Origin of the sequence: Paraburkholderia fynbosensis (genome assembly GCF_902859935.1) — a bacterium.
Taxonomy (GTDB): domain Bacteria; phylum Pseudomonadota; class Gammaproteobacteria; order Burkholderiales; family Burkholderiaceae; genus Paraburkholderia; species Paraburkholderia fynbosensis.
The window spans coordinates 23,327-35,875 of sequence record NZ_CADIKI010000036.1 but is presented as its reverse complement, the minus strand read 5'-3'; the positions used below and the strand labels follow the sequence as shown (position 1 = coordinate 35,875).

The 12,549-nt window shown below is 57.8% G+C and carries 9 protein-coding genes; 1 reads left to right on the top strand and 8 read right to left on the bottom strand.

Annotation, left to right across the window (positions count from 1 at the left end; translation table 11 throughout):
- Positions 1 to 3 precede the first annotated feature (3 nt).
- Complete coding sequence (locus HV770_RS35980; RefSeq protein ID WP_175166190.1) at positions 4 to 1,179, bottom strand: CaiB/BaiF CoA transferase family protein; 1,176 nt, start codon at positions 1,177 to 1,179, stop codon at positions 4 to 6.
- A gap of 278 nt (positions 1,180 to 1,457) precedes the next feature.
- On the opposite strand from HV770_RS35980, the gene HV770_RS35975 reads away from it, so the two are divergent.
- Positions 1,458 to 2,207, top strand: coding sequence for an IclR family transcriptional regulator (locus HV770_RS35975; protein ID WP_175166189.1), 750 nt, complete (start codon positions 1,458 to 1,460; stop codon positions 2,205 to 2,207).
- A gap of 297 nt (positions 2,208 to 2,504) precedes the next feature.
- On the opposite strand, the gene HV770_RS35970 is transcribed toward HV770_RS35975, so the two are convergent.
- The 7 genes from HV770_RS35970 to HV770_RS35940 all read right to left on the bottom strand — a co-directional run bounded on the left by HV770_RS35970 (position 2,505) and on the right by HV770_RS35940 (position 11,572).
- Positions 2,505 to 3,692: a thiolase family protein gene (locus tag HV770_RS35970; RefSeq protein ID WP_175166188.1), complete on the bottom strand. Its 1,188-nt coding sequence runs from the start codon at positions 3,690 to 3,692 to the stop codon at positions 2,505 to 2,507.
- Between the two features lie 67 nt (positions 3,693 to 3,759).
- Positions 3,760 to 5,538: an acyclic terpene utilization AtuA family protein gene (locus HV770_RS35965; protein ID WP_175166187.1), complete on the bottom strand. Its 1,779-nt coding sequence runs from the start codon at positions 5,536 to 5,538 to the stop codon at positions 3,760 to 3,762.
- Positions 5,531 to 6,346, bottom strand: a complete 816-nt coding sequence (locus HV770_RS35960; protein WP_175166186.1) for an enoyl-CoA hydratase-related protein — start codon at positions 6,344 to 6,346, stop codon at positions 5,531 to 5,533. Before HV770_RS35960 ends, HV770_RS35965 begins: the two co-directional genes overlap by 8 nt.
- A gap of 14 nt (positions 6,347 to 6,360) precedes the next feature.
- Positions 6,361 to 7,521: an acyl-CoA dehydrogenase family protein gene (locus tag HV770_RS35955; RefSeq protein ID WP_175166205.1), complete on the bottom strand. Its 1,161-nt coding sequence runs from the start codon at positions 7,519 to 7,521 to the stop codon at positions 6,361 to 6,363.
- 125 nt (positions 7,522 to 7,646) lie between these two features.
- Positions 7,647 to 8,759, bottom strand: a complete 1,113-nt coding sequence (locus tag HV770_RS35950; RefSeq protein ID WP_217468696.1) for an NAD(P)-dependent oxidoreductase — start codon at positions 8,757 to 8,759, stop codon at positions 7,647 to 7,649.
- Positions 8,756 to 10,129 (bottom strand): MmgE/PrpD family protein, encoded by a 1,374-nt coding sequence (locus tag HV770_RS35945; protein WP_246291539.1) that lies wholly within the window; start codon positions 10,127 to 10,129, stop codon positions 8,756 to 8,758. The genes HV770_RS35950 and HV770_RS35945 overlap by 4 nt, the downstream gene beginning before the upstream one ends.
- Positions 10,130 to 10,276: 147 nt before the next feature.
- A complete protein-coding gene (locus HV770_RS35940; RefSeq protein ID WP_175166184.1) occupies positions 10,277 to 11,572 on the bottom strand; it encodes an MFS transporter in 1,296 nt (431 codons plus the stop codon).
- Positions 11,573 to 12,549: the final 977 nt, after the last annotated feature.

Sequence of the window (12,549 nt, the reverse complement as noted above, 5' to 3'; positions counted from 1 at the left end):
AATTCAATTTCCCGTATTTACTTTAATCGCTTCACGATCCAGCAGCTCTCCGAACACCTCATCCGTGTGTTCGCCAAGTTTCGGGGCGAGCCTTCGCACGTCCGGCTGAGTCCGAGACCATTTGCCGACCGGTTGGCTTACGCGAATACGCCCTTCGCTGGGGTGCTCCACCTCCTGCCAGAATCCAACGGCCCTCAGGTGTGGATCCTCAAACAGGTCTTCGATGCTATTAACAGGAGTCGCAGGTATGTCGGCTGCATCGAAAAGGGCCAGCCATTCAGATGTCGTTTTGGCAGGTAACGCTTCGGCAAGGTAAGCACCAAGTTCTTCTGCGTACTGAGTCCTCTCCTGAAGCGAAGCGAAGCGCGGATCATTATCTACAAGATCCGGAACGCCGATCATGCGCGAAAATTTGCGCCAATGTTCGTCGGTATAAACGACGACGCAAATATGCCCATCCTGTGTGGGATATGGACCTCGCTGTCTGGACAGGAGACGCTTGTAACCTGTATCGCCTTGCGATGGGCGAAAAACCTCGCCTCCAATGTGATCACCGGCGACAAACTGAACCATGGTTTCAAACATTGGCAATTCGATGTACTGGCCCTCTCCTGTCCGCATCCGATGCACCAGAGCGCTGCTGACCGACAACGCGAGATAGAGGCCCACAGTCCGATCACAAATGTTGACGGGCGCATACGCCGGCTTACCGTTCACACGTTGAAATAGCGAGGAAATCCCAGATGCGGCCTGAAGAATGTCATCATATGCTGGGCGTCCGGCATATGGACCATCCTCACCAAAGCCGAACGCACCACAAACGATGAGGCCCGGATTAACGCTTGCGAGCGTCGCGTAGTCGAGGCCGAGTCGTCGCATTGCAGGCGGACGAATATTGAATACCAGCACATCCACTTTCGTCGCAAGTTCCAGAAGTGAAGCTCTATCGTTGGCGTCCTTGAGATTCAGAACAATGCTGCGCTTGTTGCGATTTGCCTGCAGGTAGAGGGGGCCCATCGATTCGTGCACGAATGGCCCTACGTTGCGCATAGAGTCGCCATTTGGCGCTTCAACCTTGATCACATCAGCGCCAAAGTCCCCCAGGATCTGGGTGGCCATTGGCCCCATCACTACGGTGGTCAAATCCAGAATCTTGATACCCGCCAACGGTCCCGCCATCGCTCGCTCCTATTTTCTTGTATGCGAAATAACTTTCGCTATGCCGATAAATCTACGTCATGCCTCACGGCTATGTCAAGGTGGAGGTTTCCCTATCAAAAATCCACATAACGCTTGCCAAGCGAGTGAATTGGGAATCGGCCCAGCACCAGGACGGAGCACCCTAAACCTTCAGAAAGATTGTCGCTGGACGAGCCCGTCGCAGGATAAAATTTCGCTGTGGCGAAATTAGTTTTCGGGTATGCTTTCTTCCTGTCTCAGGTCAAAGTCCATTTGATATGTCCAAGATCGTCTATCGCACTCTCGACGTCTTCGAAGCTTTCGCTGCAGAGAAACGTCCTCTTTCTCTTTCGGAGCTGATGAAGGTTCTGGACATCCCGGCATCAAGCTGCCACGACGTCGTCCGCGCGTTGGAGGAGCGAGGCTATCTTTACGAAGTTCGTCCGCGCGGGGGGCATTACCCGACTCCACGGCTACTCGACCTTGCGAACGTCATCGTGCAGAACGACCCTTTCATGCTGCGCGTACAGCCCGTTCTCGAATCGCTGCGGGACGAAGTTCAAGAGTCCGTTTTTCTGATGAAAGCGCGAGACACGACCCTGACTTATGTCGCCGTACTCGATTCGGACAGCCCACTGCGCCTCTCGGTGCGCGTTGGCGAATCTCTACGAGCCGTGCACGCAACATCAGCGGGTAAAGCGTGGCTCGCGAGCCTCGACCGCGTTATGCTAGATAGCGTTCTCGCGGAGACCCGTCTTAAGGCACTCACCCCGCTTACGATCACGACAAAAGATGCGTTAAAAAAAGACGTCATCGCGTCCGAGAAGCGTGGCTGGTTTCTGAATCGCGAGGAAAGCGTCGAGGACGCGCTCACCGTTTCGGCTCGCTTCATATGGCACGATGCAGTCTATATTGTGACCGTCGCAGGTTCTGTGAAGCGCATGGATAGAAAATTGGACATGGTCGTTAAGCTTCTCACCACAGCCGTATCAGAACTTAACCAAACAACACCGCGCGCTAACGCATAATTGACTCAATGAGCACCGATTGGCCGTCGACGACGACGCCATTCAGGGTCCTATGGCGTATCGTGGCCGGACAGGGTTGTTTTTCGCAGATGCGACCTCTCCAACCATTAGCATTGCGGTCGCTCCACCCTTCATCCATTCGGGCGTGCGCCGCTCAATGAGGTTCGTACATCCTAAGCACGCCGGCAACCAATCGGCGGCCAATCACGCTACTGTTATGCAGGCGCACAGCGCAAAAGCTGATAACGACGTTCACACCAGTTCAGCCATTGAACGTCGTCAGCCCAGGGGCACAAATCACTCGACACGCAGCAACAGCGCAGCCCCCATGTCGCCAGCGGCACAGCCCGTAAACAGCCCCACGCCGCCTCCCTGCTCACGCAACGCGTGAACAAGTTCAACAATACCGCGCATTCCGGTCGGACCTTGCGGGTGACCATAAATCAGGCTGCAACCGTAGGGATTCATTTTTTCGAGTGGAAAGCCGAGTGCCTTAGCGAACCAGAGGTCATTGACAGCGAAAGGATTGTGGGTAACAACGACCTTGACCTCGTCGATGGAAACTCCGGCGCTGGCAAGCGCGCGTTGCGCGGCGAGCGCGGGAGCTTTAGGCATACGCCCCTTCTCCGCTCGACAAAATCCCGCCGAGAGCAGGCGCGAGACACCTTCCCCAGCCGCAAGCGCCCTTGCCTCATCGAGTCCCGAAACCACGAGGCCTGCGGTGCCGTCAGCGGGGTGAGTTTGCGTTCCCGGCGTGGTCACGCCACCCGGCAACGACGGACGAAGTCCTCGCAACCCATCAACGCTGTACGGGCTGACTCCATCGTCTTCTTCGAGCCGGACTTCGGTCTTGCGTCCGGGCACGAGGATGGGCTGCATGTACCGTCGTTGTATGCGCCGATCATCGGCCAGCGCGTGCTGATACTGATTAAAGCGCAGGAGCGTCAACTCATCACACTGTTCGCGCGTAAATCCACCATCTCGCGCGGTCGCTTCGGCGGTATGAACCATCGACTCACCCGTCCACGGATCGCACACGAAGTTGTCGAGCACCCAGTTTTCCGTGTTGGGGCCGCCGCCCATGGCAGACGAACTCGGATAGATCATCAACGGACCATTGCTAACGCGGTCTGACGTAACGACAAGCTGCACCTCTCCGGCATTGAGTTGTGCTTGCGCGGCCGCTTGTGCCACGCATGCGACCGATGTCGCGCACGCTTGAGAAATCGTTGGGCCTCCCACATTCGGCAGACCAGACCGCGCCGCCACGAGCGGTCCGGCATAAAAGCTTCCTCTTTGCGGAACAGTTGTCCCATAAATCAGTTGCCCGACGCGTTCGCGATCAAATTCCCGCGCGTCTAGCGCATCGCGCGTCACCTGCGCGGCCATGTCGAGACTGTTCAGATCCGCCGCAGCACGTTGCCAGCGAATAAAGGGGGAGGACCACATCAGCGGTCCAGGAATATACGCGTTGTCGAATTTCATTGTCTTAGACCTATCAGATCGGTGAGTTCCGCAGACCCATCGGGCTACGGGGCGAGGGCACGTTGCCTCACGCGAGATTCCACGCGACCGGCACCGGAATTGGCATCTCCAACAAACGCTGACCAAATGCTTTGCCTTGCGGGTCAATTCGCATTGACGCCATGCCGCCGCCGCCCAAGGCTTCCGTTAACACGAAGTTGAACGCGTTGAGCCCTGGCACGTCATAACGAGTAACGGTGCCCTGCACCGTGCCTTTGAAATGTTCCGCGACGCGCGCCGGCGTAAGCCAATGGTCCAGCCACGCATGCCCCGCGGGGCTACGCGCAAATACCCCGATGTTAGAACCATTGCCTTTGTCGCCCGAGCGCGCATGCGCTAGCCGTAGCAACGGTACCTCAACTGTCGGGCCGTCCTCGGGCACGGACGAAGTCTTCTGCACCACTGCTGGCGCGACGTAGCCGCCCCCGACAGGAGCGTCTACGTCGAATGCAGGATCGCTACCGACCTGCACACGCAACGGGTTGAGGCGGTGCTTGTCGACAAAGAACGTGAACAGTCGGACAACCGGAACGGGCTTGGGCCGCCCGCCGATCAGTCCAGCCGTTCCCTGCGCGAAGCTCAGCCCGACAGAGCCAAGTTCGCGCGCAAAAGTGTCCAGTGCCTTCGGATCATCATGCTCGACAACCAAGCGCATGATTACTTCGCGTGCATACTGTGCGCGGCTTTCGTGCAGGTAACTCGCTTCGCCACCCAGAACCTCGATATGCACGTTCCGGAAGTCCGCGACACCACGTTCTTCAAAATGTATCCGTGCCCGCGCCACAAGAGCCTCTGCGCTGCGCTGCGCCTTGCGCACGGCGTCGAAGCCTATGATGACGGCCATCGCGACAGCGCGAAATCCGTCCTGATATGTTGCCGACACCTTGTACTGCGTCGTGGGCGGTCGTCCTTTCGCGTCAGACACCCGCACGCGATCCTGTCCCACGGTCTCCAGGCGAACCCCCGAAAAATCGGCCACCACGTCAGGCAAAATATAGGCACGTGGATCGCCGATTTCATATAGAACCTGTTCAGCCACAGTTGCCGGTTCGACAAGGCCGCCCGTGCCCGACGGCTTCGTCAAGATGAAGGTACCGTCTTCGTCGCACTCCGCAATTGGGTAGCCGATGTTCTGCCAGCCTGGGACACGCTCCCAGTCAGTGAAGACACCGCCGGTCGCTTGGGGACCACACTCCAGAAGATGGCCGACAAGCGAACCCGCAGCAAGTCGGTCATAGTCGTCCTCGCGCCAGCCAAACTCGTGCATCAGGATCCCGAGCGCCAGCGCGCTATCGGCGCACCGTCCGGTAACTACAATGTCCGCGCCCTTGGCAAGCGCTCGCGCAATGGGAATCGCGCCCAGGTAAGCATTGGCTGTAAGCAACTTGGGAGGAAGAGGCTCCCCGCTAACCAATTCACGCACCCCTTCGCCGCGCAATTCGTCCAGCAAGGGCATCATATCGTCGCCCTCGACGGCTGCAATACTTAGTGCAATGCCTTCCGCAGCGCATGCCGCTTCCAAGGCACGCTTACATGCCGCAGGATTCACCCCGCCAGCATTGGTCACCACTTTGACACCGCTTTCGGCCAAGGTCGCAAGGTGCGGAGCCAGATAGCCGACACTGTCAGGCGGGAATCCTGCTTCCGGATCTTTCATCCGCGCGCGGGCCAGCAGGGACATTGTGACTTCGGCAAGGTAGTCCATCATGAGGTAGTCCACCTTGGCGCGCAGCAACTGGCCAACCCCCATGGGACTATCGCCCCACGCGCCCGACGCGCCGCCGATGCGTACGATATTCTTACTCATGCGATTCTCCCGGCGCTGCCCATTTAGGGGGACGTTTCTCGTTGAACGCTTGCAGGCCTTCTTTCGCATCGGGAGCGGTAGAGGTTAGAGCAATCTGCGATTCGGCAAAAGTCAACGCTTCCGTAAAGCCCATCCATTCCATCGACGCAATAGCGTATCGGCCGCGTCTCAAAGCTTGAGGCGAGCATTGCTCGACACGCCCAACCATCGCATCGACCGCCGCGTCGAGTTCAGCGTATGGCACCACAGCATTGGCGATTCCGATTTCGCGCGCACGTTGCGCATCTATCAACTCGCCAGTGAAGCACAGCTCATTGACGTAACGGGGTGCAATCATTCTGCGCAGATAGACAAGTACCTGCATCGGAAAGACACCGACCTTGGCCTCGGGCAGACCGAAGCGTGCGTGGTCTGCAACAATCGCCATATCACACAAGGCCATGAGCCCCATGCCTCCAGCGACGCATGCACCGTTGATGCGTGCGATCAGCGGCAATGGAAATTCACGGGCCACGCGTGCAAGTCTTCCGAAATCGGTCGTCGGCTCTACAGCACCTTCGGAAAAGACCCCGGTGCCACGCGTAAGATCGGCGCCCGCGCAGAAAGCCTTCTCGCCGCGCCCGGTCAGAACAACCGCGCGCAACGATGAATCGGCAGCCGCCCCTCGAAGGGCATTTTCAATCCCGGCGATCGCGTCCGGATTAATTGCGTTGCGCCTTTCCTCACGATTGATCGTGATCCAGAGGGCACTGCCACGCCGTTCAGTTTGGACGACGGGAGTTGGGGAAACAGTTTCAGATGCCTGCATGTCGTTCGCCCTTCTCAATAGGATTTCGGCAAGCCGAGTTCACGCTCCGCAATGAAGCTCAGAATCATTTCGCGTGATACCGGTGCGATCTGCGTTGCTACCATTTCGCGGAAGTAACGCTCGACGTGATATTCCGCCGCGTAACCCATCCCGCCGTGCGTGCGGATGGAGCGATCGCAAGCGTGAAAGCCCGCATCGGCGGCCAGATATTTCCCTGCGTTTGCCTGCGCGCCACACGGTTTGCCCGCGTCATAAAGTTGTGCGGCGTGCATCGTCATCAGCTCGGCTGCGTACAATTCCGACCAGCATTCGGCAAGTGGATGCTGGATCGATTGATTCATGCCGATGGGCCGGTTGAAGACGACTCGCTCTTTCGCATACTGCGCGGCCTTAGCGAGTGCGCGACGCCCAATGCCAATCGCTTCTGCAGCATTGAGAATCCGCTCGGGATTAAGGCTGTCGAGAATATAGCGAAAACCCTTTCCTTCCGCGCCGATTCTGTCTGCGACCGGAATCACAAGCCCATCGATGAACGTCTGATTGGAATTCACCGCGTGGCGACCCATTTTTGGAATCTCGGTAACGCGCACGTAGCGAGGGTCCATGTCGGCGAAAAACAGGCTAATACCGTCCGTCGGCTTTTCGCATTGCTCAATTGGCGTGGTGCGCGCAAGCAGTACGATCTTTTGAGCCTGTTGGGCCGTGCTAGTCCAGATTTTCTGGCCGTGCACGACATAGTGATCGCCGTGGCGCACCGCGCGCGTCTTGATGCGCGAAGTATCGAGACCGGCGTCTGGCTCCGTAACACCGAAACAGGCACGGGTTTCGCCGGAGATGACGCCCGGCAGCCAGCGCTGTTTCTGCTCATCTGTGCCGTGTTTGACGATGGAGTGCAGCCCGAAGATATTGATGTGAATTGCCGAGCAAGCGGCGAAGACGCCTGCAGAGGCCCCGACCGTTTGCATCATGATGGCCGCCTCCGTCACGCCCAACCCAGCGCCGCCGTACTCCGTCGGCATCGCGATGCCCAGCCACCCCCCATCCGCAATGGCTCGACAAAATTCGTGCGGGAACGTATGCGTGCGATCAAGTTCGGCCCAATAATGGTCGTCGAACTGGTCGCAAACTGCTTGGACCGCTTCCTTAAGCGCCGCATGGTCGGGCGTCATGGTCATTGCTTCGATCACAGATATCTCCTAGTTGGTTGGCACCTCGACGCATCAAGCGCTTGTCGCTTTTGTTTTCGCCATTTCGAAATATACATCGCGATAGCGAATTTAGTTCCACTTTTCACCAACTGTCAAGCACGCGGCAACGAAACTTGCTTCTCTGGGTAAAACCCGAGTACGTCTTTGAATCGGCTGGAATACGCTTCCCACACGTCGGGATTAAGCAGACGCGGGGGCCGGCGTCCGGCGAACATGTCGAGCATTTGCTGCGCGGCCCCGATGGACGCATCTCGACGTGACTCTAACGTCGCCCCACCGATGTGTGGGCTTGCAACCACGGTGTCGAATGCGAGGAGCGGATGATCTGGCGGAGGTGGCTCGACATCCCATACGTCGATGCCAGCCCCCGCTATACGCTTGTGCCGCAACGCCTCGAGCAACGCATTCTCGTCATGAATGCCCCCGCGTGCCGCAGTGATGAAATAGGCATGCGACTGCATCAAGGCGAACTCACGGGAACCCATCAGTCCGCGCGTTCGGTCATTTAGTGCGCAGCAGATCGCCACGAAATCGGCCTGCCGCAGCAAGTCGTCGAGTGTTGCCTTCACTGCGCCGAAGCTCGCGTACCGCTCATCGGTACCCGACTCGCTGTACGCAAGGACTCGCATACCGAACGCGGCACGGCACATCTGCGCGAGACGACCACCAACGTTTCCCAGCCCAACAATTCCGACGGTTTTGCCTTGGAGATTGCGTCCGACGTAGTGATCCCGGACTATCCCCGCAGTACGGCGCATATGCCGGTCGGACTCCAGGACGCGCTTGCTCAGGCAAAGCATCATTGCAAGCACATGCTCCGCGACAGCTTCGGCGTTACCACCACCACTCTGGTTCACTACAGCGACGCCTGCACGAGTGCATGCGTCTAAATCTACCGTGTCGTAGCCTGCGCCAATCGTCGACACAATCAGAAGTGACGGCATACGGGCGAGCAACGTATCGCTGACCAGATAGTCCGGTCCCATATGACTCTTAGCGGACGAGATTTGGTAAGCGTGTGCGCGCCTGAGCATTTCGTCGGCCTCGCCACGTGGCGTCCTATCCGTTAAACCCTGCAGGACCACTTGACCGTTATGTGTGAGCGTTTCTGCAAATGCTGGCTCGCCGTAGCGATTGACGTAAACGATGCGTCTGCATGCATCGGTCATTCGATGGCTGCTAACTTCTTCATTAACGGCTGTCATACGAATAGGTCCTCGAGACAATTGAGGGTTGCAAGGCTTTCAAGACGTGACCAGAGAGCCTCGGGCTCCGCATATCCACCGTGGCGCGCACAATCAACAAACTTCCGATGCCGCTCTACGTCGGTCATCGCCAATTTCGCATTGCCCCTTGCATAACGCACGGGACCGCTGTCGTACCTCGCGCCATCGGTTAATTGGACCGCGACGTGGTCGAACGGGCTAAACACCGCGTCCTCCTCGCTAACGTCATCGCTCAGGGCAAGATCGGTAGCGCCAATGAGGCGCTGGACCGCCTCGGACTGGATAAACGTATCGTTCAGCTGTGCAAATCCCGCTGCCCGAGCAATGAGCCCGGATGCTACTGCGAACTCCACGCTGTATTTGGCTTCGGGAACTGAAAGTGGCCGATGGTGTCGAGCCATCCAGGCCTGTGTGGCGCCAATCGAGACCTCAATCCTTTGGATATTTTCAACGGCGAACCCTGGCAGACCAGCGACGGTAATCGCCGCGTCCACGACGCGGTGCGTCGAATAGCAAACGGGGTACTGTTTGATACTGATGCCGCTACGCGTGATGTGCCAAAGGTCGTTGAGGCACGCAGGCTCTCGCGTCAAATCGACTCGACCGGAGGGGGAGATAGCGCTCAACAGGCCTGTTTTGGACTCCAGGGCGTCTTGTGCTGCCGTTACGCCTGCGGCAGCCATGCGAGCAGCCAGGAGACCGGCCTGAGCCGCTCTGCCAATATGCAACGGCTTGGCTCCAGTACCAAAATTGGCAACCAATTCACCCGTCATGCTCGCCGCCATGCCAAGCGCATGCGCGCAGGCTTCCCCATCAAGTCCCATTAGATGCGCAACAGCGCCAGCTACCGCTACCGGTCCGAGAACGGCGCTTGGATGCCAGCCGCTGCGATGCAATGCGTCCGGCTCACGCCCCGCCAGTTCGGCGAGGATTTCGTAACCAACAACATAGGCCCGCAATATGTCGAGCCCGCCATGGCCGCTGAGTTGTGCCTGACAGACAAGTGCTGCCATCAGCATCGAACTGGGATGACAGCCAGCCGCGACGTCGTCCATTGCCAACGCGTGGGCAGCTGTGCCGTTCAATAGGGCGGCGTCCAGCGCACGAGCGCGCTCTTTGGTACCCAGCACCTGCACCAGCCCCGTAGCTTCGGCGCTCCGTTCCACGTCCAACGTCGTGTACAAAGCTCGTAATACGGGTTCCGACCTACCAGCCAACATAACGCCGATCGCGTCAGTAAGCCCGATGCGTGCAGTCTGCAAGGCGAGGTCAGGTATATCACCGGGCCTCGCGGCAAATTCCCCAAGTGCGCACGTAAGCGGAAAAACCTGTGGGAGTCTATCTGTCATAGTGAGCTCGCCTGACATCCAGTTGATTGGGAATATCGCCCGTTGCCACATGTACTTCATGGGCGCTGCAATGGACGAAGGAGCCAGCGCAATTTCTACGCTGGCTCCTCCAAATCGGCGCCGGCAAGGCGCCGACCGAAACTGCAATTACGTGCCGTCTGCTACGCGCTGATCCGTTGCGATAGACCGTTCGGTGCGCGCTATCAGAAGCGCGATTCCACACAACACCGCGAACGCGCCCACAATCGATTGCCCGGTATTGAACGAGCCTGTGAGGTCTTTGAAAATACCGACCAGCCATGGCGCCACAGCGCCGCCCAAAATACCAATCGAGCTAATGGCCGCCAATCCGGCCGCCGCGGCAGCCCCGGTGAAATACGACGAAGGAATCGTCCAGAAGATAGGTACGAACGCGAGCGTCCCGATAGTCGCAAGCGTCAAGGCGATCATGCGCAGAACTGGCTCATGGAACAACGTAGAAGCGATAAGCGCCAAGCCACCCAGTACCAAGGGCAACGCGCTATGCCATTTCCGCTCTTCATGCCGGTCGGAGTGACGGCACCACAAGATCATGCAGACAATTGCGATGAGTCCAGGAATTGCAGAGACGAATCCGGTCTGCGCATACGTTAGGCCGAATGACTTAACGATCTGTGGAAGATAAAACCCGATGGCGTTGTTCAGCGCAACGTCCGAAAAAAAGACAATCCCCAGCCACAGCACCCGCCAGTCTGTCAACGCGTCCTTTAGTGACCCCTTGACGGGTGATGCCTTGCTGCGCGTTTCAAGCGAGATGCGTTCCTCGAGCCATGCGGCGCGATCGGGACTAAGCCATTTCGCTTGCGAAGGCCGATCCGCCATAACGGCAAACACGTAAAACGACAACAACACCGCAGGCAATCCCTCAAGCAAGAACATCCATTGCCAGCCGGCGAGCCCCCAAAGCCCGTTCATAGTGAGCAAAAGGCCAGAAAGCGGTGCGCCGACGACAATCGACAACGGAACAGCTACATACAGGTAGCCCGTCATTCGGGCGCGATATCGTGCCGGAAACCATAACGTGAAGTACAGCAGCATGCCTGGGTTTAAGCCCGCTTCCGCAGCGCCAAGCAAGCCCCGCCCAAGGAAAAATGTCTTGGGTCCTTGGACAAATGCCATGCCCATTGCGCAAATGCCCCACGTGAGCATGATCCGCGATATCCAGCGGCGGGCGCCAAAGCGATGCATCGCGAGATTTGACGGGATCTCGCAAATCAAATAGGTGATGAAAAACAGCCCTGCTCCGAACCCATACGCCGATGCAGACAGCGAAAGCTGTCGGTTCATCTGCAACGCGGCGAAGCTGACGTTGACTCGATCAAGATATGCGACGAAGTAACACGCGATGACTAGCGGCATTAGCCGACGCATCACCTGTCGCATTGTGACGAACTCCATATCCATGCAATTCTCCCTTCTGGTCATGCTTGTACGTTGCGAAAGACGGCCTACCCGTCAAAAGCGAGCCTGCTGTCGGCTTACACTTTGTTGCGATGAATTAAGTGCCGCATCGCTGTTCCGACGGACTGCTGGACTTGCTGAACTCCGCGACGATTTCTCAGCTACGAGCTCTCTCAAAAGGATGTCTCCCTTACGTTCATTTTTTCGCTTACACGAATTATTATTCGCAGACCCGAACTCTAAAGAGCATGCCGGGGACAGCGCAACCTCAGGTTTTCCCTGATCGCGCATCATCTGGAGAATGTGATCGCTCTGGCCGATCGCCTTCGGATCTCTGCAAAAGCAGGCAGATCGTGCGAATTGGCCCCGCGGGAGCCCTACCGGAATAATCGGATGCTTCGTGGCGGAAGATGGGCAGCCGTCGGAAGAAAGCGCCCAGTTGTGGGCGTAAATAAGACGACGCGGGGTCGTAGAAACACTACGCCGCGCAAGTCACGCAGCTAAGGACAAGGCAAATACTAAAACCAGGGCACCTTGCCGGACAGGGCTATGGTCCGGCCAATTGGTGTAACGGCTCGATAACATAAATCGCAGGGCTCGATATCAGCGCCGTTTCGAGACCACATTGGCTGAGAACTTGCGACACGAAGTCGCCTGTTGAAGTTGTCCCCACGGAAACGGAGGGGACCGCCCGTGTCACCGGGCGAATCGAGGGGCCTGAATAAAGAGCGGCCCCGGCAATGAAACGAAGCACCGCAAGGTGCGGGGCATCAATCGCGAGAAGCGTGCCCTTCTGGGAGCCACAACCTGGATGAGTGCTAGATAGCTGGTATGGTGAAGACATCTGAATGTGCGATAAAGACCGTGAATAATGACAAGCGGAAGTGGCTACCACGCTTGACCAAAACGGTGCTGGAGGTGGGAAGAACGATCGTTCTCTACGTTCTCGTGACCCGCACGCCTCCCGGTCAACAGCAGGC

Bases quoted from the DNA above. Each gene is read 5' to 3' on its own strand.
- HV770_RS35980 (WP_175166190.1), bottom strand. From the start codon at position 1,179: ATGGCGGGACCGTTGGCGGGTATCAAGATTCTGGATTTGACCACCGTA.
- HV770_RS35975 (WP_175166189.1), top strand. From the start codon at position 1,458: ATGTCCAAGATCGTCTATCGCACTCTCGACGTCTTCGAAGCTTTCGCT.
- HV770_RS35970 (WP_175166188.1), bottom strand. From the start codon at position 3,692: ATGAAATTCGACAACGCGTATATTCCTGGACCGCTGATGTGGTCCTCC.
- HV770_RS35965 (WP_175166187.1), bottom strand. From the start codon at position 5,538: ATGAGTAAGAATATCGTACGCATCGGCGGCGCGTCGGGCGCGTGGGGC.
- HV770_RS35960 (WP_175166186.1), bottom strand. From the start codon at position 6,346: ATGCAGGCATCTGAAACTGTTTCCCCAACTCCCGTCGTCCAAACTGAA.
- HV770_RS35955 (WP_175166205.1), bottom strand. From the start codon at position 7,521: ATGACCATGACGCCCGACCATGCGGCGCTTAAGGAAGCGGTCCAAGCA.
- HV770_RS35950 (WP_217468696.1), bottom strand. From the start codon at position 8,759: ATGACAGCCGTTAATGAAGAAGTTAGCAGCCATCGAATGACCGATGCA.
- HV770_RS35945 (WP_246291539.1), bottom strand. From the start codon at position 10,129: ATGACAGATAGACTCCCACAGGTTTTTCCGCTTACGTGCGCACTTGGG.
- HV770_RS35940 (WP_175166184.1), bottom strand. From the start codon at position 11,572: ATGGATATGGAGTTCGTCACAATGCGACAGGTGATGCGTCGGCTAATG.